A 24,311-nucleotide genomic window follows, 5' to 3' on the forward strand; every position below is an offset into this window, starting at 1 on the left:
TCCACTCCGATGCAAACTGCGGCCCCTGCCACAACCGATTTTGCTGGCAAGTACGCCATTGCGTTCCCCAATAACCAACTGCTCTGCCTGCCCGCCTCGGGCGGCAGTGCTACGTTGGGGGTAGCAGCGGGCGACCTCCACAACCCGACCGCCAACCAGCTGGTCAACCTATATGGCAACACCCAGAGCGGGTTTACGTTGCAAGCGCCCAACTGGCTGTATGTCTGGTACAACAATGGGTACGTTGCCGAAAAACAGCGCGGCGATACAGCCTGCTCGGTGTTCTCGCTTCAGACGGTCCAGAGTAGTACGTACCTGGTCGAAACGGCCCCCGACAGCACCGTGTATTACGTGGGTGCCAACTCCGACGGCACCCTGTCGCGGGTCCCAAACTCGGAGACGCCACCCGCCAACGCGCAGGTGGCGACAAACCAGATCACCGACAGCCTGGCTTCGATTCGGCAGCAACGGTCTACGATGGCGAACCCGCTGACGGGCGTGTACCTCGCCGGGCAGGACCTCCGTAACATCGCGTTTATGTCGACCGACCTGTCGTTTGCCGACTTCTCGAACACGACGATGGACAGCACTTCCGACGCCAACGGCGCCACGGCCAATGGCACCCGGTTTGACAATGCCAACCTCACAAACTGGGTCGCCAATGGCCTTGTTTGCGCCAAAGGCTCGTTTGTCAACGCGGTGCTGACCAATGCCAAACTGTCGAACGGGACGTTTACAGGGAGTACCTTCAACAAAGCCGACCTCAGTGGGGCCAATCTGCAGGTGTCTGATTTCACCGGTGCCGCTCTGATTGGCTGTCCGTTTGCAGGTACGTTGGTGAACCAGGCCATTTTCAGGTCAGCCAACCTCACCAACGCCGATTTGTCGCTGGCGAAGGGCGTCGAGGCGATTATTAGCATTGAAGGTGCCCTGCTGATCGCAACGAACCTGAAAGGCCACGACCTCACCAACGTAGCCATCGACGCCCAAACCAACTTTATGAGTGCGGTGCTCGACGGCTGCAACCTGACGGGCAAAAACCTCACTAACAATGTGTTTGTGCGGGCGTCGATGCAGGGCGTCAAGCTTGACAATACCACCCTCAACGGCGTACAGTTCGCCTTTGCCAACCTCACCAACGCGAGTATTACGGGTGGCATTACGATGGTCGGAGCCAACCTTGCCAACGCCAACCTTCAGAATGTGAACCTCACCGGCGCGCAATTGGGGGCCAAGACTACGCTGTTGAAAGCGCCCCTCAGCGACAGCAGCCAACTCGACAGCGGACAGATTCCGGCTGACATCAGCACGGGTCTGAAGCTGAGCGGCGGGGCTACCGTTCAGGTGATTCAGTCGGGCCTGATCTGGCAAATCACCGATGGCGCGACCGTTTATCAGGTCAACAACAACAGCTATGTGTTGCTGGTGCAGCAGGTCAATACGTCGAATGCGGCGGTGCTGTCCAACGCGTATATGTTCGAGACCAACCTGCAGCAGGCCAACCTGTTTGCCGTCGAGATGTCGGGGGTACACTGGTATGGCAGTGGGGCAAGCGCGCTCAGCGCCGATTTGGGGCAGGCGAATCTTTCCAACGCGTTTTTGTCGGGCATGGGCTTCAAACAGAGCCTGATGCAGGGCGCTTCCCTCGACTACGCCACGCTCATCGGAACGGTGTTCGACGGAGCCAACCTCAGTCCGTCGTCGTCGTTGAAACCCACGTCGTTTGCGTTTGCCGCCATGCAGAGCACCTCCTTTGCGAGTACGTCGACGCTCTACAATGCCAACCTGACCAACGCGGCCCTGGCCCTGGCCAACGGCGTGCCGCTGTTTACCCTCGACGTCAGTTTTGTCTCGTCGCTCAACACCGGCACCATCTCGACCGCCCTCCGCACCGCATTCGCCAACGTGGCTTACACGCTCGTCGGCGTGGCGGGCCTGACGGTAGTTCAGGCGGGTAGCGCGTGGCAAATCGCCAACATCGACTCGCAGAATGCGGCGCAAACGGGCTACGGGAACTTCTATCTGGCATTGGAAAGCCAGAAAAACGGCTTGTCGTTCATTCAGGTGTACGGAGCCGCACCGCTGTTGCTGCTCAACGCCGACGGTAAGGGCGGTCAGGTGCAGCTCCAACTGGCGTTTGGGCCTACTGGCCTCACCGAGCAGCAACTGAACGGCAATACCACCTGCCCGTCGGGGATGCGATACAGCTACCTGTCGGACTATATGACCTATGCCATGCTGATGACCCCGGCGCTCCCCCCGTTGCCACCAACCTGCCTGAACTGCTGGAATTAGTCCGCCCGATAATGAATACTCAAGCTGCTTATTCACCTATTGCCGTCGTCGGGATGGGGTGCCGGTTTCCGGGGCATGTGCAAACGCCCGCCCAGTTCTGGCAACTCCTTCTCGACGGCGAAGACGTGCTGGAAGACGTACCTGCCGACCGTTGGAACCAACGCTATTTCCACGCTGCCGACCGGGCGCAGCCGGGGTCGCTCATCTCGCCGCGCGGGGGCTTCCTCGACGACGTCGCCGGCTTTGACTATAGCTTTTTTGGCTTTTCGCGGCTGGAGGCCGCCAACATCGATCCGCAACAACGGCTGCTGCTACAGGTGGCCTGGGAGGCGCTCGAACAGGGGCGTATTCCGGCCGATCAGTGGAAGAAGAAGGCCGTCGGGGTCTTCATGGGCTGTTTCACAGTCGACTATCACCTGATGCAGTTCCTCGATCCGCTCGATATCGGCGCGTTTGCCACGACCGGTATGATGAACACCATGCTGTCGAATCGGCTGTCGTATGTCTTTGATTTCAACGGTCCCTCAATGTCGATCGACACCGCCTGTTCAGCTTCCCTGACGGCGGTGCATCAGGCCTGCCAGAGCCTACAAAGCGGTGAATCGGAGCTGGCGCTGGCGGGCGGGTCTATGCTGATGCTCGTGCCCGATTACCACATTGCCGAAACCAAAACGGGCATGCTCTCGAAAGACGGGCGGTGCAAATCGTTTGCGGCGGGGGCGAATGGGTACGTTCGTAGCGAAGGCGTGGGCGTGGTGGCCTTGAAACGCCTCGACCGGGCCATTGCCGACGGTGATTTCATCCAGGCCGTGCTGATCGGCAGCGCTATCAATCAGGATGGGCGCACCCCCACTATTGCCACGCCCGCCGCCGAGGCGCAGATGGCCGTGATGCGCCGGGCCTGTGAGCGGGCCGGCATTAGCCCGGCGCAGGTGACGTATGTAGAGGCGCACGGCACCGGTACGTCAGCAGGCGATCCGGTCGAAGCGGCGGCCATCGGGGCGGTCTACGGACGCAGTTCAGGACGTACCCAACCCGTTTGGGTAGGCTCGTGCAAAGCCAACATCGGGCATACAGAGGCGGCATCGGGTATTGCTGGCCTCATCAAAAGCGTGCTGTGTGTGCAGCACCGACAGTTGCCGCCGCACCTGTATGCCGATACGCCCAACCCACGGATTCCGTTCGAGTCGATGGGGTTACAGCTACCCGTACAGCGGCAGGACTTGCCCCCCGCCGCCGAGCCCTACATCGTGGGGGTCAACTCATTTGGCTTCGGCGGTGCCAACGCCCACGTGCTGGTGCAGGAATACCCGGTTGCTCAACCCGCACCGGCCAATCCGGCGGCCAACCCGTTGCGGCTACCGCTGTGGGCGCATACCGACAAGGCCCTGCGCGAACTGGCCCTACGCTACGCCGATGCGCTCGACCACCTTGCCCCGGAACGGGTGGGCGATTTTTGCGCCAATGCCGCCACGCGTCGGTCGACGTTAGCCCGGCACCGGCTCTTTGTCGGCGACGATGCAGCAGACCTGATTCGGCAACTCAGGCAGTTTGCGCAGCAGCCCGAGCCAGTAGTCAACGGAAAGGCGTCGGTTGCCTCGCTGGAAGACGTGCTGGGAACCACCCGATCGACTGAACAGGCTGGTACCGAAATGAACTCATCGCCCGTGCCGTGGATGCCCCTGCCGACATACCCCTGGCAGAACGAGCCCCTCTGGCAGGAGTCGGCCCGAAGCCGGAATCGGAGGCTCCGCCCGTCTGTTTTTGCCTGGCTGGGTTCGGTCGTCGATGAGCAGACCAATCAGTGGGAAGTGCTCGTTTCGGCAGAAAAAACGCCCTGGCTGACCCAGCACTCCATCAGGGGACAATGTTTGCTTCCCGGAGCGGTGTACATCGAAATGGCCATGGCGGCCCTACGGTACGTGGCGCCAACGACCCAATTTGCCATTGAGCATCTTTCGTTTGAGCGGGCGGTTGTGATCAAACCGGGCGTGGCTTTCCTGCTGCGTATCCAGCTAGACAGGCCTGCCCAGCGTTTCAGTATTTCCGCCACGGCATCGCTATCCGACCGGACGCATCAACCGGTTGCGTCGGGGCAGTTTCGCACCCTGCCTCCCGGCAGCATCAGTCAGGCTCGCTGGCCTGCCGACCGGCCCGCTACCGAACCGGCTATCGACGGCGAAACGCTTTACCGTTTTTTCGAGAAAGGCCAGTTCAACTATGGGCCGCTATTCAGAGGGCTTAAGGAGGTATTTCTCACTGAAGACGAAAGCATCGGCCTTGTCACGCTGCCAGCGGAACTAGCCAGTCAACTGGATGACCCGGCGTATGTGTTTCACCCAGTTGCCCTGGATAGCCTGTTTCATACGCTGCTGGCGCTCAACTACCCGAACCCTACGGCGTTTGGCCTGCCCGTCGGCGTTGATCGGATTCGCTTGTTTGGACGACCAACCCCATACATGCAGGTCAGAGCGAAGCGGACGCACGAAACCGATTCGCTCGTCAAGCTGGACCTGTTTTTCTACGATCTGGCGGGGGCTCCGCTGGGTTACATAGAAGGCTTTTGCGCGCAGAAAATCACGGCACCCCGCCGCGACCGGCTGTCGGTCAATGCCATTTATCAGTCCCTGCTCCTTCCCGAATGGGAGCCCTGTTCGATAGCATCCTCAACGGGCGTAACCGACCGACATTTCGTGCTGTTAGCGGATCAGCAGGGAGTTGGCTTACGCCTGAAAAGCCGGTTGGAACAGGCTGGCTTTTCGGTAACCGTGGCCCAGCCCGGCCATACGCTGAACAACGGCGACACGGTGGATCAACTCATCTGTCTTCTGGACCAACAGACGGCCGACACGCTGATCATTAATTGCCTGCCGCTGGATGCTATTGATTTCTCAGGTAGTCTTCAGTCAGTCGTTCAGCCGCTACAGGCGTTGGCCAAGGCCATCCGGCAAACCAACTTTACTGGACAGGTATGGTCGATTAGCCAGCTGACTCAGCTCGTCGATGGAAACGAGGCCGACATTCAGGTGTTTCAGGCGGGCCTTTGGGGGATCGCCAACGTTTTTTGCCATCAGGAAAACCGGCACAATGGCGGCGGTATCATCGACATAAGCACCCATTCCGACACCGAACAGCTCGCGCAACTCCTAACGGCTGATGCCCTGCCAGAAACCATGCTGGCTATCCGGCATCAACAGGTCTTCTGCAAGCGGCTCAACCGATACCCCAACAAAGGGACATCGGCCGACACCGTACAGTTCGATCCGGCGGCAACCTACGTCATAACGGGTGCTTTTGGCGCGCTGGGCAAGGCGGTTACGCAGTGGGCTATCGAGGCCGGGGCCCGTCAGTTGTTGCTGACGACGAGCCGGGTCGTGAGCCGTACACAGAACCCGGATGACGATACCTGGATTCAGTCGCTCCGTAAACAGGGCGCCGCTATCGACGTGGCCTGCGTTGATTTGACCGACACCGATTCGCTGACGGCGTTTACCGCCAGCTGTGTCAACCGTTCTGTACGCGGAGTGCTGTATTGTGCCGGCATTAGTCACGATCAGCTATTGACTGAGGCTAACGATGCCGTGACGCAGCAAGTGATGGCTACCAAGGTGCTGGGGGCATACCGACTCCACGAAGCCCTCCTACCGGTTCCGCTGGAGCATTTTGTCCTGTTTTCGTCGATTGGCAGTTTTTTGCCAAACCGGGGGTTGGGCGTTTACGCCGCCGCCAATGCCAGCCTGGACGCGCTGGCCCACAAACGGCGGCTCATGGGTCTGCCGGCCCTTAGTATCAACTGGGGGCCCTGGTCGTCGGGGATGACGCAAAAAGGAAACCTGGAGGCTTTTTTCGCGAAAATGGGCATGCACTCGCTCTCCGTAGCCGAAGGGCTGGCTACGCTCTCGCAGGTGTTTCATAGCCCGGACGCCCAACTCGCCGTGCTTCCCGTCGATTGGCCGGTGTTCCTGAACACCTCCTTGACAGATCACCCACTTTTTGCCAACCACAGACGGTCAGATAGTCTGGCTTTATCGGGCTCAAACCCATTCCGGCAGGCCGAAACGATCGCCAGCGAGGTGGTTAGCCAACTTGCGCTACTGGCCGATCTCGACGTTGCGCAGGTAGACATGACCTGTTCACTGCCGGATTGTGGCATAGACTCACTGACGGCGATGGTGTTTAAAGACTGGCTTAAACGCCACCTCAGCATAGATCTCTCTATAGACGATCTCCTGGCAGCTCATGACGTTCGTACACTCATTGACTCCCTCACCGTCCGCTACCAGGATATGCAGCTGGCCTAGGTACGAAATCGTAGTGGAAAAGGTACGCTCACGATAAAGTCCAACGCCCCACCGAGTGCCGGTGGGGCGTTGGACTTTATACCGAAGCAGGCTGGGTACGTTATCGGGTGCAACGTACCCAGCCCTGACCAGCCTTAGTTATTCGTCTGGATAATGGTCGAGGTGTTGTTGTTACCCATTTGTGATACATTAGCCTCGTTGCCCACCGTTGTGGCTACTTGCGTGACGGTCAGGGCATTGTTGTTACCCATCTGTACCGAGAAGGAATCTTCAACACCATTGGCCGCCCGCAGCCGGTTGGTTATCGCCGATGATGAACCACCAGTCTGCGAAATCGTCGCCAGGTTATTGCTGCCGCTCTGCAATAGGCGGGCTTCGTTGAAGCTACCGTCCTGCGTCATGCTGGCGGTGTTGTCGTTGGATGGCAACGGCGTGCCCACTTCACCCTGCCGGATAAAGGCAATGTTGCTCGAACCTGATAGCTGATTGATCATGGCGTCGTTGCCGGTACCACTTCCATCGACGTCACTGCCACCAACCTGATAAATCGTGGCCGTGTTACCGATACCTGTGCCGCCCTGCATAATGCTCGCCTCGGCATTAGCCGACCCATCCGTCTGGACAATCAGCGCCTGTTTGTCAGAACCGCCGTTCTGCGTTACGGTAGCGTCGTTCTCCACGCCACTCTGGAAAATGTTGGCGTATTGATTGGTACCCGACACTTGGCTGATCGTTGCCGTACCACCCGTAGCCGACGTACCCAGCGTGACGCCAAACTCGAGCGTGACCGCATTCCCATCGGCATCGAAGGCATCGGGGCGTGCCTGACTAATGCGCGCATTGTGCCCCGAACCACCCAGTTGGCTGATCGTTGCCTCGTTGTCATTGGCCGTTACGTTTACACCGCCTGCCCCACCACGGCCCTGATCGATCACGGCATCGGAGCCACTGATCCCGTCGGCCTGCGTGATCGTACCCGTGTTGCCACTACCGATTGCACCGCCATCACCCGCGTTTACGCCCAGGATCTGCGACAATTGGGCGTAGTTGCCGCTACCGCCCTGCGTAATGCTGCCCGTGTTATTCGACGACGTTGAGTTGCCCCCAAATCCTTGGTAGATTCGGGCTTCGCTCCCCGATGCGTTCGCCGTTTGCTCGATCGTGGCCTCATCAAGTGCTGAGGAGGCGATCCACCCTTGAATGATCATCGCCGTACCATTCACCCCTGCCTGATTGATGGTCGCCTCGCTATTGCTGGCTGAGGAGGCGATCCCAATCACCCCCTGATCGATCCGCGCCGTGTTACCCGTGTTCGACTGCGTTATGCTCGCCATACTCCCTGTGGCCGTGCCAAATTCAGACCCTTGCGTCACGGTCGCGGTGTTACCAGCCGCCGACTGGGTTACGTTGGCCATATTTCCGTCGGCATTACCAGCCTGAGCATTGGCACCATCGGCATCCGAATCCACATCAGAACCCTGATCGATGCGAGCCGTATTATTATTGGCCGTTTGACTGATGAAGGCTTCGTTACCAATCGATGACCCGCCCGGAACAGCCGTTGTCGGCTTACCCTGATTGATCGTAGCAGTATTACCGCTCACAGGCCCACTGGCAACACCTGACTCTGCAAATCCCTGGTAAATGTCAGCCGTGTTGCTTGACGAGTTATTTGACTGGTTAACCGTACCGGTGTTAGCCGTACCACCCGCATTGTTCTGGTAGATTTCGCCGTTGTTACCCTGGCTGCCGTTACTCTGATTTACCGTTGTAGTGCCTAGCGTGCCCAGTTGTAAGGTTCCGGCAAAATTGCCTGTCCCTGCTGCATTGTTGACTGCTGCTGCCGTATTGGCCACGCCACTAACGCCGTCTAAGCCTGCATTTTGATTAATAGTACTCGTAAGATTCCCTCCCAGCTGAGCAGAGAAGGCCCGGTTTCCCTGAGATGCGTTGGTCCCGCTTCCGTTTTGCCGAATCGTGGCCGAGTTGGTAACCGTGTTTGGCGAGCCAGACTGTCCCTGGATGGTGATGGCGTAATTACCATAGTTGGCCGCGCCGCCAGCCCCCTGGTTTTGTTGAATCGTTGAGTTTTGGAGGTTACCAACCTGTTGGGACTGAGCTGTCTGGGCAGTACCCGCCTGGTTAATGGTCGAACTATTCTGGGCAAAGGATGCCGTAGCAAAGGCTACCAGCGCTGCGCCGGTAAGGATAATTTTTTTCATTGGGTTTACTCGTTCTACAATGGATCATGGATAATCGTCGATATGTGTACGCACGGGAAGCCCAAAGGCCGGGTCGTAGGTCAGGGTCTGGATAGGAAGAAAGAGCAGTGCCCTCAGGCCCGCTCCGCAGCAAAGGCGTTTCTGTGGTTTTGTGTGAAGTTTATGATTACTGCTTCTTCTGAGGGTCTTTAGGCGACTCCGGTCGCTCTTTGCGCATATCCGGCGCAGCAGCCTGATCAACTACCACGGTCGTATGCCCATCATGATGAATCGTTACGACATTACTACCGCTGGTACGCTGCATGGTTTCTGTGGTCGTACCGCTAGCCGACTGATGTACTACAGCCCGATTGCCACTACCCGACTGCCGAATCAATACCGACGATCCTTTCTGAGTATCTCGTTGAACTGGCTCAGCCAACGTATCTTTTTCCGGTGACGGCTTCGTTTGCCCCAAAGCCGTCGTTGTAGTCATGGCCAAGCCGCTTAGGGAAGCAAGCAGGGCAGTTAGTCTGTTCATCGTTTATCCATTTTGACGGAATATCAGGATGAGCAGCATACAACCGCACACCCGTAAGCTACCCAACTCAGGCAGTTAAAATAGGCTATATAGAGCAAATAGGCTGAACGGTACATAAGTGGTTCATGTACTCGTTTCGTACGCCAAACCAGCATGCTTGAACCACCTAAAAAATGAGGATCTGCTGCGTAAACATTCTGTACACGCAATCGTGACAGTGCTGTGTTTAAGACGAGCCCGATGGGAGCGGAAAGGGCGACCGAGCGGCCGCAGAAAAGATGTTCATAAACGAATTACAACTAGCTGATGTGGTGATCACTAACACAGGCATATGGCTATGTGTCAGTGTTTTTACAAATGTATAAGCACTTTTTTAATCAAATCAACAGCCGCCTGATTGCTTAAATTAACCTCTGTGCATACTTGCCTTGGTCAACAAGTTTGCTGAATATAATATTTCTTATTCACGAAATCATATAGTTAAATACTCGAGTATACACAAATAATTCTTCTTATTATACTGATTTACAAGCACTAAACACAATAAGTATACTCAACATATTGAATAGTTTAACTTAGTTCATTCTTGTATTACTCGAATACGATCTCTTGAACGATCCATAAAATAATAGCTGCTAGAAGCATAATTTTATTTATAAATAATTTAAATTTTAATGTAAGAACAAACTAGCGCTGATTAGTTCAGCTATAACGTATTACCATTTTATCAGCAAGATTATTAGCTCATTATATCATATGTATAAGCTAATTTATGGACACACTTACATTAAAACTACGAAGCACTTTTCGTCAAAAATTCACGTTTCTGGCTACACAAAATCGACAATGCATATCGTTATTTTTCATTGACTTGCCAGAATAGTCAATTAGTATCATCCATTCATACGTCGTAACCATTTTTTCGACGAAGGAACTGGTTTCGTAGGCTCTATATAGGGACAATCGCCACCCAGTTAACTGATCGTTATTCGTGATGGTCAAGGCTTCCAGACAGCCCATTCAGTCCATTCATTTCATTGACCAGTGCGGTCAAACGTACCTAGCCGCGGCGCTACGGCAATGTGTAGTTTTTAACGAAGGCCCAGAGCAGATCGTTGGCGTTCACGACCATCGAGGGTGGATCGCCGAGGCGGCGAACACGTTTCTGACCACCCGGCCACGAATGCCCACCGTCGTCGGTTAGGTAAAAGTGCAGTTCAGTACCCTGCTCGCAGGTTGTCCACTTATACACGGTATAGCCATTTGCCGGATGCACGGTCGGTTTGGTGGTTAGGCAACGAGCTAGTTTGGCAAACACCGTTAGGCTGCTATCGACCGACGGGTTCCATTGGCCGTTCAGGCTTCGGCTGCCAACGCCCCCATTGTAAGGCACATTGTGGTCCTGCGCCGAGTGGATGTGCAATATCGGCATCAGGCGGGCGGGTCGGCAAGCCGATTTGACCTGCATGGTACCCGCGTTTGGGGCAATAGCAGCGATTTTGTCGGGCAGTTCGCAGGCAAGCCGGTAGCAGAGCATGGCACCGTTGGAGTGGCCCGTGGCATAGACCCGCTTTGGGTCGAGGCGGTAGGTCTGGGTGAGCTTGTCGATCAGCTGCCGCACAAATCCCACATCGTCGGTGCGTTGCGTAGCCGCGCGTTGCCCGCAGCACCAGCCCGCGTTCCAGGTACGTAGACCCAGCACGCCGGGGTTCGCCTGCCCATCCGGGTACACCACCGCAAAACCTTCCCGATCGGCTTTGTCGCTCAGTCCCGACTGCGTTTCGAACTGTTGTCCGCTTCCGCCGCCACCGTGCAGGGCAATCAAGAGCGGTATTGGCCCGGTATGTTGGGCATAGCTGGGGGGCAAATGCAGCCGGTAGGTACGTACCTGCCCATCGTGCCGTAACGTGTCCTGATCAATGGGGGTTACCACCCGATGCCCTGCTGGCGACTGCACCAGCCCAACCGACAGGGCAGCCCCAAGGGCCAGCATACTTACCCAAACCGTGTTCATGCCGTTAGTATCCGATCAGCCCTAAAAGTAAGCAGCTTTTCCGCTTTGTGAGTAGCCAATTGGGCGCTCAATAGAGCTTCACTTTGTAGCGGTACCGGCCCCGGAAATATTCCTTCATCTTTATCACCTCGCGCGGCTGATCACTGATCCAGAACGTGGCGCAGGAACCGGGGGCGTAGTCGATCCGAACAAGCCAGCAGTCGACCGTGACTTTTCCGACGATCGGTAGCGGCTCGCGCCCGATAACGCTCAGCTTGTAATAGGCCGCGGCGGGGCTACCCGGCTCATAGAACGGCACGGCAAACGTTTGGCCCACTTTCCGTAGCGGTAGCAGGGGCAGGATTTCCAGATCCATCGGAAAGGCAAACGCCGGTGGCTGCATCGTTACCCGAAAGGCGCTGTCTTTGGCCGTGTGGCGGGCCGAATCGGGCATGGTAACCACATCCTTCTGAAAAACGAAGCTTCGGCTGCCGCGCTTTGCATACACGGCCTCATGCGTCAGCGGGGCCAGGGATGGCCATTGGCCGGTAGTAGTTACGTGTGCCAGCAGCGAGTCGCGGCGATACCAGTCCCAGACAAACGTATACTGCCGCTGCCCGTTTTGCGTGGTTTGGCGGAGCGTGCGGTCCCAGATGTCGGCCGATGATAACCGCCGACTGGTCGAGTCTTCGAAGTAGACGGCGTACGAGCGCTTGCCATCGCGCCAGGCGGCCGTATTGAGCGATCGGGCGTTCACGCGAATGGTATCAGTTTGGGCACGGGCCACGGTCGATACCAGTAGCAGGGCAATCAGGAGAAATCGGTTCATGGGGTTGACGGTGTTTGTCGGTAAAGGAACAGCGTGTAGGGCAGCGCGCCCCCAGCACTTTGATCAGCGGCTGTAACCGCGTTGGATTGGGCTGTAGCGAACCGTTACGACACAAAACAGCCCCTATCCAGTTGGATAGAGGCTGTTTGACTCAGGATAACCCAATGCGCCTTATGGGAAAGTTGTTGATCAGCGTTGACCCAGCAGTAGCCGACTGGCGGTATTGAAGCGGAGTCGTCGGCCCGGATCGTAACGTACCTGCCTGGCCTGCGCCTCGTAATTGGCAGGTACGTCTACAAGGTGTTTGATCGCCACCGAATCGGCACTGGTCGGCACCCGGTTGAGCGACCAGATCGAGGCATCATTCCAGGCACCATCTTTTAGCGTGTACAGATCCGTACCCGTCGTTGGTATGACTTGCAGCGTGAACGTATTCGAATACACGCTGTTTGCCAGCCCACTGACGAGCACTTTGTACGTCCCGGCATTGGCGGTTGTCAGGCTGGGCAGCGTTAGGGTTGCTGAGGTAGCGCCCGCCAGCGCCGTTTCGTTCTTATACCATTGATAGCCCGTCACGTCGCCCGTGGCCGAAATACTGACGGTCAGTGTAGCGCCAACGGGTAAGGTATAGCTCGGGTTAGGCTGCCGAACGATGGCCACGGGTGCCGAACAGCCTCCCGTCCTCGTGGCACAGAAAGCACCAAAATCGCCACTACCGGGCAGGTCTGGGTTCTGCGTCAGGTTTACCGATTTTCCGCACAAGGCCGAGTAGCTGTTCGGAATACAGCCGCTCAGGCGATTATTGCTCAGGATGAGCGTGGTCAGGCTGGGCAGCGTGGCCAGACTTTCCGGCAGGCTACCCGTCAGCTGGTTCCTACTCAGGTTCAGGTAGGAGAGCTTACGCAACGTACCCAGGTTCGCTGGCATCGATCCCGTCAGCTGGTTTCTTTCCAGGTTGAGCGATTCCAGGTTGCTCAGCGCCGTCAGGCTAACGGGTATAGTGCCCGAGAACTGATTGCCGCCCAATGACAGCGACGTCAGGCCGGTCAGAGCACGTAGCCCATCGGGGAGACTGCCGGTCAGCTGATTGTTATCCAGGGCGAGCGTGGTTAAGCTGGTCAGGGTACTCAGGCTGGCGGGCAGGCTGCCACTCAATTGATTATTTCCCAATACCAACGACGTTACCCGGCCATTGCCATCGCAGCCCACCCCATACCAGCCGCAGGGGTTACAGCCAGCCAGCCAGTTGGTGCGCGTGGCCCAGCCAGTGCCATTTGTGGCCGCGTACAAATCGGCCAGTGCGGTGTAGTCTGGGCTGGGCGCGTTGACGGTCAGGTTGACCGACGCCGTGACGATGCAGTTGGCGCCGCTGCTGACGGTAACGGAATAGATGCCGCTCTGGTTGGTACTGGAGAGGCTGAGGGGTGGGTTCTGCTGCGTCGACGAAAAGCCCGCGGGTCCCTGCCAGCGGTAGCTGCTGGCAGCCTGCACGCCCAGCGTCAGGCGCTGACTCACGCAGGCCGGGTTACTGCTGACCGTTGCTGTATACCCCGGACAGGCGGTGATGGTAAAGGCCGTACTGGCCGACAGGCTTCCCGGATCAGTCGCCCGCACCGTTACGGTGGAAGAACCGCTCGCGGTGGGTATTCCCGAAATCACCCGCGTCGTGGGGTTGAACGTTAAGCCATTAGCCGGACTGATACTGGCTGAATACGTCAGCGAGTTGGGCGTATGCGCGTCGGTGAAGGCATTGACGGTGTACGAAAAGGCGCTCCCTACCGTGGCCGACTGGTTGGCGTTGGCTACGGCAACGGGGGCGGTGTTACAGCTACCCAGCCGAACGACCACACGGCCTTCATAACTGGCGGTAAGTATATCGAGGCGACCATCCTTGTTTACGTCGCCGAGCGCCGTTGCGGCTGAACGGGTCGCGGCTACCGACAGGGAGGTTGGGGTGAATGAGCCCGTTCCCGTCCCCAACAGCAACTGAGGCAGGGAATCGCTACAGGCAATGGCGTCCAGACTGCCATCATTCATAAAGTCGCCCAGGTCCACATCGGTGGCATCTTTGCCTACACTAATAGTATTGGCATGGACAAACGTGTTGCCAAAAACCCCCACCTGCACATGCATAACCGACTGGTCGTAATCAGCCGCCACAAAATCAAGGATGTTATCATTGTTGAGCGTACCTACGGCAAGCCGATATTGCCTGCCACTGCCAACTACCACGTCGGGAATGGCCGTAAAGCCGCCAACGCCATTTCCCAGCCGAACCAACACCCGGTTATAGGTTGTGCTGGAAGCCAGAAAATCGCTGTTGCCATCCTTGTTGATATCCAACACGACCACATGGCTAGCGCCCGGATACTGGTGGGCTGGGCCGGGAATGGAGGCATTTGAATACGCAATGAATTCGCCGAAACCACTTCCCATCCGCACAGATAAAAACGGCGGACTAAACACGTTGCCCGTATTGGCCGTGACAAAATCAAGCGCACCATCGTTATTAAAATCTGCCAACGCGATGGACTGAGGGGCAACACCAACGCTTACTTCCTGGGTTAGGCGAAACTGGCCGGTTCCATCGCCCAGCCGAACCGAAACAGAGTTACCGAAACTGTTGACAGCCAGAAAATCCAGCTTCCCGTCGTTGTTGATATCACCCACTTGGACATCACTGGGGCCCGCCCCTACAGCGATGTCGGTGGTGCCAGTAAAGCGGCCAGTTCCATCGCCCAAGCGGACCGTTACCGTGTTTGCCAAAATATTGGCGGTCAGCAAGTCCAGGTTACCGTCATTATTTACGTCGCCAAGGGCTATCGCCGATGCCAACTCGCCAACCCCTACGTCTTCAGCCGTCACAACCATGGGCGCCTCTGAGCAGACAGGCCCACGCCCCACCGTTAGCGTAAAGACCCGTTTAGCGGTGCCCGCCCCCAACCCGGTAACGGTTACCGAATAAACGCCCGTCGGCTGCGCGTTCATGACCTGCACGACACCCGTGGCGGGGTCGCCCACTAGCGTCCCTCTGAAATTGGCCGTCGTTGACACATTGAGCCTGCTGGTACGGGTTGGCGCCCCGTTAGGAGTAATCACAGCCCCTCCCCCATTGATCATCGTAGCATCTAGATACGTACCCAATGTCGGCGCCTGGGCGTAGAGGTAGCTGGGTAGCACAATCAGATTCAACAAAAACAGACTGAACGAATGCGTAACGGTTTTTAGCATAACGTAGCGAATTGGGGGTAGCAGGCGTGGCACACTACCACGATACCGTTGCCTCATCAGATGACTTCGTGGGCGACGGTTCAAACAACAGCCGGCTCCGTTGCTCCAGCTGCCGCACCTTGTAGGCATAGTACAGGCAGATGCCGTTGGCCAGCAGGGCAGCGGTCAGTAGCAAGCCGACCAGTTTGAGCAGCCAACGGCGGTAGTCGGCATCGAGCGAAGACGAGAGGAACGGCATGGGTTGGTCTGTAAGCCTGATACAAAGCAGACGATCATCCCCCGAAAGGCCTACGTAACACCGTGGACAAGGCGTGGACAAGCGCCGGGACAAGGCGTAGACAACAGGCTGGGTATGTTCGTAGACACGTTCGTACTCAGCAGTTTACAAGCCAGTCTTATTTGGGAGCTACAGCGAATCGATCAGGCCCTCCAGCGTAGTATCGGGGCGGAGGTACTCGAGCTTTTTACGCAGGCGATAGCGCGATTTGCGAATGCTCTCCTGACTTACGCCCAGCACAAAGGCCATGTCTTTCGACGGAATGGCCAGCTTCGACAGGGCCAACAGCCGGATTTCAGCGGGGGTAAGCGCGGGGAAACGGGCGTGCAGCGTCTCGAAAAAGCCGGGGTGCACCTGCTCGAATAACCGTTTGAACTGCTGCCAGTCGGCCTCGGTCAGGATAACCTGCTGCATCAGGTGCTCGACCATTACAGGCCCCGCCGCCGCACTGACCACCGGCTCGTAGGGCTGCTCCAGGCCAGCGGCCAGTTTTTCGATCAGTTCATTCTTTTCTTTCAGGTGGCGGGTATACTGGTTCAGTTGGGCCGTGGCATGCGCCAGCAATTCGTCGGCCCGTTTCTGCTGCTCGGCCTGTACCTGCTTCTCGCGCTGCCGTTTGAGTCGGTTTTGGTTGAGTGCATACACGCCCGCCGCCGTCAGGCACAGCAATGCCATAATGATGATGTTCCGTACATGAATTGCGTTGGCTTTTTCGGCTTCAATCTGCGCCAGCTCGGACAGATACCGCTCGGCGTTGACTTTTATGGCTGAGTTAGCCAGTACCTGGCTGCTGAACACAGCCCGCAGTGAGTCTTTGAGCGCGAGTGTCGAATCCTGATACAACGTGGCGCGGGCATAGTTGCCCGTTTTCTTAAAGTAAGCGGTCTGCACCTGATAATAGGTCAGCGGGTAATTGGCCCAGCCTTTGTTGGGTGTCACAATCCCGACCGACCGGTCGATGTAGTTCTTGGCCTTGGCCGTGCTATCCAGCGTCAGTAAGGCCTCTGCCAGATAAAGGGCTGTCACGGCCGACCGCTCCGCCGCCTCGTTCATCGACAGCCGGTAGCCGATGTACAGATACGGTAAGGCGCGCCGTGCCTGCCCCCGCAACAGCAGTGTCTGCCCCAGCCCGCTCGAGGCGATGCCTACGTACGTCGAATCGTGGTAGCTTTTTGCTTGGTTTATGACACGTTGGAAAAGAGCTTCGGCTTTTGTATAGCTCTTCAGCCGCTGGTACACCATCGCCGTGTTGTTGTAATTGGCCAGTTCTTCCCGTTTCGACAAAAATGGGTAGCGAAACGCCTCTTCCATGTAGCGCAGGAAGGTGTCGTATTCGTCGAACGCGTAGTACCGGCTGCCCAGCCCCGTCAGGTATTTGTTGATTTCGGGGATGTGCTGGTAGCCGATTTGTTTAAAGGCCTGCTGCGCCCGCAACAGCCAGCGAAAACCCTTATCGAATTGCTGCTCGCCGAAGTAATACATACCCCGCATGTGCCAGTACGACGCTTTCACCACCGGCACCGGGCACTGATCCATGTGCGGTTCGGCCTCATCCAGCACCGTCGATAACCGACCGGTATAATCGACCAGGTTGTGCCGTACCAGCAGTTTGTGCAGGTCGGCGGTCCAGTAGAGCCGCTCGTCCTGTTGTTGCCGGGCAACGTCGCGCAGGCGATCCAGTTCCGCAAAGACCCGTATGGTGTCGTTGGGCGTCAGGCGTTTTCTTTCCCAGACATCTTTCCAGATGGCGCGTTGCCAGAGCTTGAACAGGCGCTGATCGGGTGGATACCGGAAGAGGGTGTCGATCTGCGCCTGCCCGGAACCGGCCAACAGCAATCCGCCCAAGCAAAGGAATACGTTTCTGAGAAGCCTTACGCTCTTCATGTACTGAATTAAGTTGGCAGCGTGTTAATGGTCTACTAAGTAGAGTATAAAAATAGGATAATCGAACCAAAAACCGTGCCCTCACAGCTAAGCCGACGGCTCATCGACTGCACGTACCTGCTTCCTATTCAGTGGGCGAGCCGCGATTTATATAGTGAATCAGCAAACCGTGATCGGTCGTGGGGTATCGCCATCTGAGCGTTTTAGTCGGTATCGATTGTCAATTAAAAAGCCCGCGACGAATCGTCGCGGGCTTTCGCACTCCTCCTCTAGTCAGCATATTGCAGAGCATGAAGCATTGCCACTTTTAGCCTAATTCTGAATGAATAGTCGGCAGGCGACAAGGCGATCGTAACAGCGTTGGATAAACGTAGAAAGTCAAGGGGCTACATCGATTCGACCGGGTAGGGCTGCCTGATCCAGTTCAGCAGGCGGTCGACGTCGGCCCGGTGAAACAGTTCGGTACCGGGGTTCATCGTCGCGGCAGTACCGCAGGCAACACCCAGTTGAATGGCATCGGCATAGGAGCGTTGCTGCGCCAGCGCATAGACCATGCCCCCTACCAGACTGTCACCCGCACCGACCGTACTCTGTTTCCTGACGGGTGGTGCCTGCACGTACAGCGTCTCGGCGGCATCCACCAGCATGGCCCCACGCGGCCCCAGCGACACCACCACCACCTGGCAGCTACCCTGCCGAATCAGCTGCGTAGCGGCTTCGGTGATCTGATCCATTTCGAGCCGGTCGGCGTTGACCAGCCGGGCCAGTTCACCCAGATTGGGCTTGATCATAAAAACGCCTTCCTCCAGCGCCGCCCGTAGCGGGTCGCCCGCCGTGTCGAGCACAAACCGGCTGTTGTGCGCTTTCGCCTTGCGGGCCAGTTGGGCATAGAAGTCGGTGGGCAAACCGGGTGGCAGGCTTCCACTTGCCACTACGTACTCAACGGGTATGTAGTCGATCGGGGGGTCGAGCCGGTTGATGTGCGCCAGGCAATCGGCGGCTTCGTCGGGCGTCAGCGTTGGGCCGGGCGTGCCGAACCGGTATTGCTGATTGGTCGTCGTTTCGGTCACGACAAAGCATTCGCGGGTGAGGCCACTCAGGCGAATGGGCTGATGATGAATCCCTTCGGCTTCGACGAGTGCCTCCAGCGTGTGGCCCGACGCGCCGCCCACCGTGAACAGCGCGAGCGACTGCCCACCCAGCCGACGGATGGCTTTAGAGACGTTGATGCCGCCGCCGCCCGCGTCGTACTGCGGTTGGGAGCAGTGCAGCTTATGTTCGGGCACCAGCCGATCAATCGTCATGCTGATGTCGACAGCCGGGTTGAGCGTGAGCGTAACAATCATGGAAACAACCGTTTAGTTGACCAAAGATGCCGACAACGTACCTAGCCCACCATGACCGCCGTTACCCACCCGGCTAACAGGCATCAGGTTGATGATTGCATTCAGAACTACAGCAAAATGTATCTCTAACAAAACTCGCCCTTAGCGATCCGTCGCCCCATCCCAGGTACGTTGCCAACGTACCTGGGATGGGGCGACGGATCGCTGTTAAGTGGTAATCTGGTCTGTCACGGCGTACACAACGTCATGGGCCTCCCAAATCGCAGGTACGTCCAGCTTCGACAGCATCCGGCTCACTACCGGTTCGGGGACAGAGTACTGCCGGTTGGTATTCTGAGCCATACGTTGTGTCTCAGGCGCCTCCACATATGCGATCGTCACGCGCGCCCGGTACGTCACGAAGAGATCAATCAGTTGTGACCGCATCGTGTAAGTAATGTTGGTCGCGTTCCACACGAACGGCTGCCGTTTTCGCAGATAGCTGCGCGCCAGTTCTTTGGCTTCCTGCACTACACGCCCGGTGGCCCGCCGGTCGGTTGGATCGACGCCCAGCCGACGCCGGATACCATCCAGGCTGACGACCGGCCAGTCGGGATAATGCGTCAGGATATAAAAATCCTTGCCTGCGCCCGGCAAGCCGCTCAGCAGTAAAACCTCGGTTTCGGTGTCATCATACAGCACGTAATCAGGGGCTACGTCGTCTCGTCTGAAATACTGAAACCGGGTGATCTCCGACGCAAAGGCGTAAGGGTTACCATAACACCGCTGCTCCTGGCAGAAGGCCTCAAACAGATCAATCCGGTAAAGCATCTCCGCCTGATCATTGCAAACTCGCCCCAGCACGTCGGCACGAGCTAGTAGCGCCAACCACCTTGTGTTAACCTCCAAACTGGCTTTGAGCAGTGCCTGATAGGGGTTCTCTTTGTCAAACAACCACAGTGGCAATCCATGATAGCGCACCAGCTTGGCAATGGCTTCGCGGATAACAAAGGGGGCTGGTAACGCGTCGTAGAGTATCAACCGGGCGGTATATTCTCCTTTTCGAGCGTGCCCTCTCGACGTAATTCGACCGTCGGGTTCGAACACCGTCGTTGAGCGCTTCTCTACATCGTGAAGCAACGCCGCCGCCCAAAGTATGGCCTGTTCGTCAGCAGCGAGCACCTGATAGCCTGGCAAGGCAGCGAGCGCTTCCAGCACCATGCGTGTGTGGGTTGCTACATCGCCTTCGGCATGGTGAATCGAATCCTGGGGCACGCCCTGCATATGGCGTACCCAGTCAAACTGGCGCAGCAGATCGGGCCAGTCGGTATGTGTAGTCAATTGCCAGTGTGTCATACATTTGCTTCACTAATGAGTGGTGCCCGCTGCCAGGTACGTGTCCAGTGCTCGCTTGTCTGAACGTGGCCTTTGCGGACGTATTTAAACACACGGTGGGGAAACGCGGCAGTCGTGTACGCATGGGCACAACGCGAAACGACGCCCTCACGCGTGCAGGGCGCACCGGTGCTTGCCTCGACCGACCCAAACACGCTGGGCTGGGCAGCCAATGCCAGCACTTCTGCTTCAATCACTGCCGGCTGCAGTACACTATCCGAATGGGACAGTACCGGCACCGTTGGAAAGTCGAGCAATCTGGCGTAAAACTCTGTTTCTTCCCACGATAGCCAAATTCCTTGTTCCCGGATACCAAACACGAAGAAGTGTTCAGGCAGCCTCGGGTAAGCAATGGAGTGAATCGCATAGAGGTTTTCGCCAAAAACCTCCAGATCCCCCAAATCGTGACGAATAAGTTGCCACCGCTGCCGGATGGTGTTTGTCCATGGCGAAACCGTAGGGGACGCGTGCGACCGGGCAAACACCCCGTAGCGATTCAGGCAATTGTTTTCGCCATCAAGCTTTTCGGTATGAATAAGTTGCGTGATCGACCGCAGATCATCAGCAAACTGGTGGTTGATCCGGTCGTCGCTGGTCGTGCCGGGCGAAAAGGGATAATGGTACGTTCGCCCGTATTTTTCTGATAAAGCCATTTTTCTAAAAAATTAGGTAATACAATCCTGACACGGCCTCTTGGGAAAAGAGGCTCACTAGCAATTCAGCATGTCGGACGGCATTACATGGCTTTTCAAGTACTATGTGAACGCATTAGGTGTGTTCTGCCTAGCAAAGGTAAAAAAAGAGTTGATCGTTGGTCATCAGCCTTGGGAGGCTACTGTGCCATCAAAGCCGTAAATCCGCTTGCATACTGGCATTGCTCCGCTTCTCGAACGATCTTTGGTGTTTGCCTCTTCGTCTCGGCACGGCGAGGCTTGACCCGACCTGCCTTTGCTCGATTTTCATAAGATAGCGACCCAATGTCAACACGCGCTGGTGGAGCAGTTGGTGCCGTTTTGGCTCCAATATGCCTGCGACAGTCCGTGTGGGGGCTATTTTGATTACCTTACGCCCACCGGTACCCCGCTCGACGCCGACAAGCGCACGGCCCGGCAGGCCGAACAGGTGTGGGCCTTTGCCTATCTCTACACGGCCATCGACGCCCAGTCCGACTGGCTCGATCATGCGCTGCACGGGGCCGATTTTCTGGCGCAGTATGCCCATACGGCCCGCATGGCCTGTTACACACAACTTAGCCGAACGGGGCAGCCCGTCGCGCCGCAGCAGGGCCCGCTGCTGAACGACCCCATTACGAGCAGCCGCGTAGCGTCGGCGTATGCGCTGGTGCATGTGGCCACCGCCGACGACCAATGGGCGATGCTGGCCAAGCAAACGCTTCAGATGGCGCTGCGCTACTACCAGACCGAACGCGAAGCCGCCGCCCTGGCCCCCGCCGACGAACCGCAGCCGCTGCGGTATCTGGCCCAGCCAGTGGCGCTGCTCCGCGCCCTGCTCGACGCCCGGCCGCTGTTCGACGTAGCCGACTGGAAAGAAGCGACCGAACCGCTGCTCGACGAAATCCTGAACGAGTTTCTCGATAAACGCCACGACCTGTTGCGCGATCATGTGGGCGTGGGTGGCGCGTTCAACAACACGCCCGCTGGCCGGCGCGTCAGCCCAGGCCTGACGATGGAAACGGCCGCCCTCCTGATCGACGTCAGTACATTGCTCAGTAACCGTAAACTGACCCTTCAGGCCACCAACTGGTGTCTGCGGCTCTGCCAATGGGCCTGGCCCGAGGCGGCTCCGGGCCGGGGCGAGCTGTCGGCCGAGGGCAACGTACCTGGCTTGCCCCGCTACCTCGACTGGAAAGGCCAGCCGCTGACGGCCCCCAACGCCACCAACCGCGTGGCGGGTGACCACGTGCTGGCGCTGTCGGCACTGGCCAACGGCTACTGGCATACGCGCCACCCGGAAGCCCCCCGCTGGCTGCGGCGTATTGCCGATTATACCTTCCAGCATTTTCCCGATACCAACGGCCCTGCCTGGCACTTGGCGCTGTCGGCCCACCATCAGCCTGTCACCCTGCTTAAAACAACGGCCGACGAAGGCTGTTATGCCCTGGTGCGCGGGCTGGCCGACACTTGGCAGCACCTTGATCAGTGCGCGCGGCTTCAACCCATCAGCGCACAACGGTTAACATCCAATGTATGACCCTGGTTTGTAACTTGGTTGGCCTTACTCCTACCTTGCCTTTTATGCGTCGACTCCTATATCTGCTTTTCCTCTTACCGCTCACCGGCTTTGCCCAAACCGATTCGGTTATCGTTTCCGGGCAAATCAAACACCTATCGGCACGGCTCTATCGGCAGTCACCCAACGTGGTCATAGCCCGCACGAACGCCGTTCGGGGTGGTTCTGAGCAGGCCTTCTTGGCACCGTTGCAGCCCGACGGCCGGTTTCGCGTGGCGATTCCGATTATTTACCCGCTCGAAGAAATGACGCTGCAACTTGGCGGAGGCGACCGGTCGGCGACAGTAGCGTTTCTGGCCGCAGCGGGTTCGCTCACGGTGGAGGCGGAGAATGATTCGCTCTTTGTAGCAACTGTACCGTTTCGGTTTGGGGGTGTCAATGCGCAGGTGAACCAACAACACGCGCAGTATGAAGCCGCCGTTACGGCCCGGCAAAAAGCTAACAAAGGCGAACGCGACCGGGCAATCCGGCGGGCGCAGAACGCCACCAGTCTGGCCCAGACGTATCAACAACTGGTTGCCATTTTTCTGACGCCCTATGAGCCGTTTGCAGGCGGGCGCGAGGTGTTCCCCCTGGTGCGCGACTGGGTACGTACCAACGCGCAGTACGATGCCGCCGCGTTTGTGCTTGATCAGTTGATCAACTCCGGGCAGACGCTATCGACGGATCTGTACAAAACAATGATGACGCCCAGCAACGCGATCCTGACGCCTGCCCGCGCCAATGCGTACAGTCGGTTGGGGGCCTATGCGGTCGCGCGCATGAGTCAGGAAACGGGCAATCGGGCCGTTCGGATTCAGCTGCTGGCGTCGCTGCTTAGTAAATATGGCCGCAACCTCACCGCCGATGATCAGGAGCGGCTAGCCGCCATGCGCGAAACGGGCGCCGCCAAAACCGCCGAGGTCCGCTACCTGTCCCGCCTGATGGAGCGCAACCCGGATACGCTCAACCGGCTCCTGGTGTTCGAGCAATCGATCCAGTCGGCGCGACCCAAATTTGACAGCACGACCATCGATTACCTCAAAGCCTACCTGCTGACCTCGGCGATTCCCCAGGCGACGCTGCAACTCGTTCATTTTCTGGGCGATTACATCCGCCCCCAGATTGGCAGTCCGTTGCTACGGCAGTCGTTCACCGAGGTGGTCAATCAGGCGTTGGCCGACACTGCGCGGGTACGTCAGGCACGTACCCAGTACCGGGTCATCGAGAAACGCACGGGCGTTAACTACGGGCCTATTACCGATGGTATCTATGTAACCACCGGTACGTTCCGGGGGGGCGATGAACTGTTTAAAAACGCCGTCGACCGCAACCGGGGCAAGGCTATTTACGTGGTGATGTGGTCGCCCACGCAGGAAAACGGCCGGCTTCTGGCCCGCGATGCCCAACGGCTTCTCGATGTGTTTGATAGCCGCGACGTAACGCTGCTGTATCTGGCAATGGGTGATATTGACGAAGACATCTGGCTGGAATCCATCGTGCGCAACCGCCTGCGTGGCGATCACCTGCGCCTCAGCGATGCCCAGAGCAACGCGCTCGTGGGTACGCTGACGCTCTATGATCAGAACCCCGTTCGCCTCGTTACCCCGCAGGGAAAAGTTTACAAACGAGCGGCGCTGTTGCCCACACCCGACGATTTCCCCAAGCTGATCGATCAAATCAATGACGTGTTGAAATAATTGGCCATAGGAGCCACCGGCTGTAATTTGCTAAACCTGATAAAAATTAGTTGGCAGCAACAAAAAAGGGAGGCCGACAACGACCTCCCTTTTTGCTGTATAAAACCCGT

15 protein-coding genes are annotated in these 24,311 nt (G+C 57.5%); 5 read left to right on the forward strand and 10 right to left on the reverse strand.

Features of this window, described 5'->3' with window-relative positions:
* The first annotated feature begins 9 nt into the window (after positions 1–9).
* On the forward strand, positions 10–2,295 hold the full coding sequence (locus FAES_RS01965; RefSeq protein WP_015329508.1) for a pentapeptide repeat-containing protein: 2,286 nt from the start codon (positions 10–12) through the stop codon (positions 2,293–2,295).
* Between the two features lie 11 nt (positions 2,296–2,306).
* Positions 2,307–6,596 carry an SDR family NAD(P)-dependent oxidoreductase gene (locus FAES_RS28820; protein WP_015329509.1) on the forward strand — a complete coding sequence of 1,430 codons (4,290 nt, stop codon included), beginning with the start codon at positions 2,307–2,309 and terminating at the stop codon, positions 6,594–6,596.
* 134 nt (positions 6,597–6,730) lie between these two features.
* Here the strand turns inward: FAES_RS28820 and FAES_RS01975 are convergent, their stop codons facing one another.
* From FAES_RS01975 to FAES_RS02005, 7 genes are all read right to left on the reverse strand, one after another.
* A complete protein-coding gene (locus FAES_RS01975) occupies positions 6,731–8,818 on the reverse strand; it encodes a beta strand repeat-containing protein (protein ID WP_015329511.1) in 2,088 nt (695 codons plus the stop codon).
* 166 nt (positions 8,819–8,984) lie between these two features.
* Entirely contained in the window at positions 8,985–9,338 is a 354-nt protein-coding gene (locus tag FAES_RS29930; protein WP_148289275.1) for a hypothetical protein, read from the reverse strand.
* Positions 9,339–10,410: 1,072 nt separating this feature from the next.
* Positions 10,411–11,352, reverse strand: a complete 942-nt coding sequence (locus tag FAES_RS01985) for an extracellular catalytic domain type 1 short-chain-length polyhydroxyalkanoate depolymerase (RefSeq protein WP_148289276.1) — start codon at positions 11,350–11,352, stop codon at positions 10,411–10,413.
* Positions 11,353–11,419: 67 nt separating this feature from the next.
* Positions 11,420–12,160: a DUF3108 domain-containing protein gene (locus FAES_RS01990; RefSeq protein ID WP_015329514.1), complete on the reverse strand. Its 741-nt coding sequence runs from the start codon at positions 12,158–12,160 to the stop codon at positions 11,420–11,422.
* A 189-nt stretch (positions 12,161–12,349) separates the two neighbouring features.
* The gene (locus tag FAES_RS01995) at positions 12,350–15,391 is read right to left on the reverse strand and encodes an FG-GAP-like repeat-containing protein (protein WP_041257381.1); all 3,042 of its coding nucleotides are present in this window, start codon (positions 15,389–15,391) and stop codon (positions 12,350–12,352) included.
* Positions 15,392–15,425: 34 nt separating this feature from the next.
* A complete protein-coding gene (locus tag FAES_RS30285) occupies positions 15,426–15,629 on the reverse strand; it encodes a hypothetical protein (RefSeq protein ID WP_041257382.1) in 204 nt (67 codons plus the stop codon).
* A gap of 168 nt (positions 15,630–15,797) precedes the next feature.
* Complete coding sequence (locus FAES_RS02005; RefSeq protein WP_229364407.1) at positions 15,798–17,513, reverse strand: tetratricopeptide repeat protein; 1,716 nt, start codon at positions 17,511–17,513, stop codon at positions 15,798–15,800.
* Positions 17,514–17,627: 114 nt separating this feature from the next.
* On the opposite strand from FAES_RS02005, the gene FAES_RS30700 reads away from it, so the two are divergent.
* Entirely contained in the window at positions 17,628–17,750 is a 123-nt protein-coding gene (locus tag FAES_RS30700; RefSeq protein WP_015329517.1) for a hypothetical protein, read from the forward strand.
* A gap of 188 nt (positions 17,751–17,938) precedes the next feature.
* Here FAES_RS30700 and FAES_RS02010 read toward each other — a convergent pair whose 3' ends face one another.
* From FAES_RS02010 to FAES_RS02020, 3 genes are all read right to left on the reverse strand, one after another.
* Positions 17,939–18,898: a 1-phosphofructokinase family hexose kinase gene (locus tag FAES_RS02010; RefSeq protein WP_015329518.1), complete on the reverse strand. Its 960-nt coding sequence runs from the start codon at positions 18,896–18,898 to the stop codon at positions 17,939–17,941.
* A 207-nt stretch (positions 18,899–19,105) separates the two neighbouring features.
* Positions 19,106–20,233, reverse strand: coding sequence for an AAA family ATPase (locus tag FAES_RS02015; protein WP_015329520.1), 1,128 nt, complete (start codon positions 20,231–20,233; stop codon positions 19,106–19,108).
* Positions 20,230–20,925 carry an RNA ligase family protein gene (locus tag FAES_RS02020; RefSeq protein WP_015329521.1) on the reverse strand — a complete coding sequence of 232 codons (696 nt, stop codon included), beginning with the start codon at positions 20,923–20,925 and terminating at the stop codon, positions 20,230–20,232. Before FAES_RS02020 ends, FAES_RS02015 begins: the two co-directional genes overlap by 4 nt.
* Positions 20,926–21,220: 295 nt before the next feature.
* Between FAES_RS02020 and FAES_RS02025 the strand changes: the two genes are divergently transcribed.
* Positions 21,221–22,483, forward strand: a complete 1,263-nt coding sequence (locus FAES_RS02025) for an AGE family epimerase/isomerase (protein ID WP_015329522.1) — start codon at positions 21,221–21,223, stop codon at positions 22,481–22,483.
* Positions 22,484–22,527: 44 nt separating this feature from the next.
* Positions 22,528–24,201, forward strand: coding sequence for a hypothetical protein (locus FAES_RS02030; RefSeq protein ID WP_041257383.1), 1,674 nt, complete (start codon positions 22,528–22,530; stop codon positions 24,199–24,201).
* The last annotated feature ends 110 nt before the right edge of the window (positions 24,202–24,311 follow it).

Origin of the sequence: Fibrella aestuarina BUZ 2 (assembly GCF_000331105.1) — a bacterium.
Lineage (GTDB): Bacteria > Bacteroidota > Bacteroidia > Cytophagales > Spirosomataceae > Fibrella > Fibrella aestuarina.

Bases quoted from the DNA above. Each gene is read 5' to 3' on its own strand.
- FAES_RS01965 (WP_015329508.1), top strand. From the start codon at position 10: ATGCAAACTGCGGCCCCTGCCACAACCGATTTTGCTGGCAAGTACGCC.
- FAES_RS28820 (WP_015329509.1), top strand. From the start codon at position 2,307: ATGAATACTCAAGCTGCTTATTCACCTATTGCCGTCGTCGGGATGGGG.
- FAES_RS01975 (WP_015329511.1), bottom strand. From the start codon at position 8,818: ATGAAAAAAATTATCCTTACCGGCGCAGCGCTGGTAGCCTTTGCTACG.
- FAES_RS29930 (WP_148289275.1), bottom strand. From the start codon at position 9,338: ATGAACAGACTAACTGCCCTGCTTGCTTCCCTAAGCGGCTTGGCCATG.
- FAES_RS01985 (WP_148289276.1), bottom strand. From the start codon at position 11,352: ATGAACACGGTTTGGGTAAGTATGCTGGCCCTTGGGGCTGCCCTGTCG.
- FAES_RS01990 (WP_015329514.1), bottom strand. From the start codon at position 12,160: ATGAACCGATTTCTCCTGATTGCCCTGCTACTGGTATCGACCGTGGCC.
- FAES_RS01995 (WP_041257381.1), bottom strand. From the start codon at position 15,391: ATGCTAAAAACCGTTACGCATTCGTTCAGTCTGTTTTTGTTGAATCTG.
- FAES_RS30285 (WP_041257382.1), bottom strand. From the start codon at position 15,629: ATGCCGTTCCTCTCGTCTTCGCTCGATGCCGACTACCGCCGTTGGCTG.
- FAES_RS02010 (WP_015329518.1), bottom strand. From the start codon at position 18,898: ATGATTGTTACGCTCACGCTCAACCCGGCTGTCGACATCAGCATGACG.
- FAES_RS02015 (WP_015329520.1), bottom strand. From the start codon at position 20,233: ATGACACACTGGCAATTGACTACACATACCGACTGGCCCGATCTGCTG.
- FAES_RS02020 (WP_015329521.1), bottom strand. From the start codon at position 20,925: ATGGCTTTATCAGAAAAATACGGGCGAACGTACCATTATCCCTTTTCG.
- FAES_RS02030 (WP_041257383.1), top strand. From the start codon at position 22,528: ATGCGTCGACTCCTATATCTGCTTTTCCTCTTACCGCTCACCGGCTTT.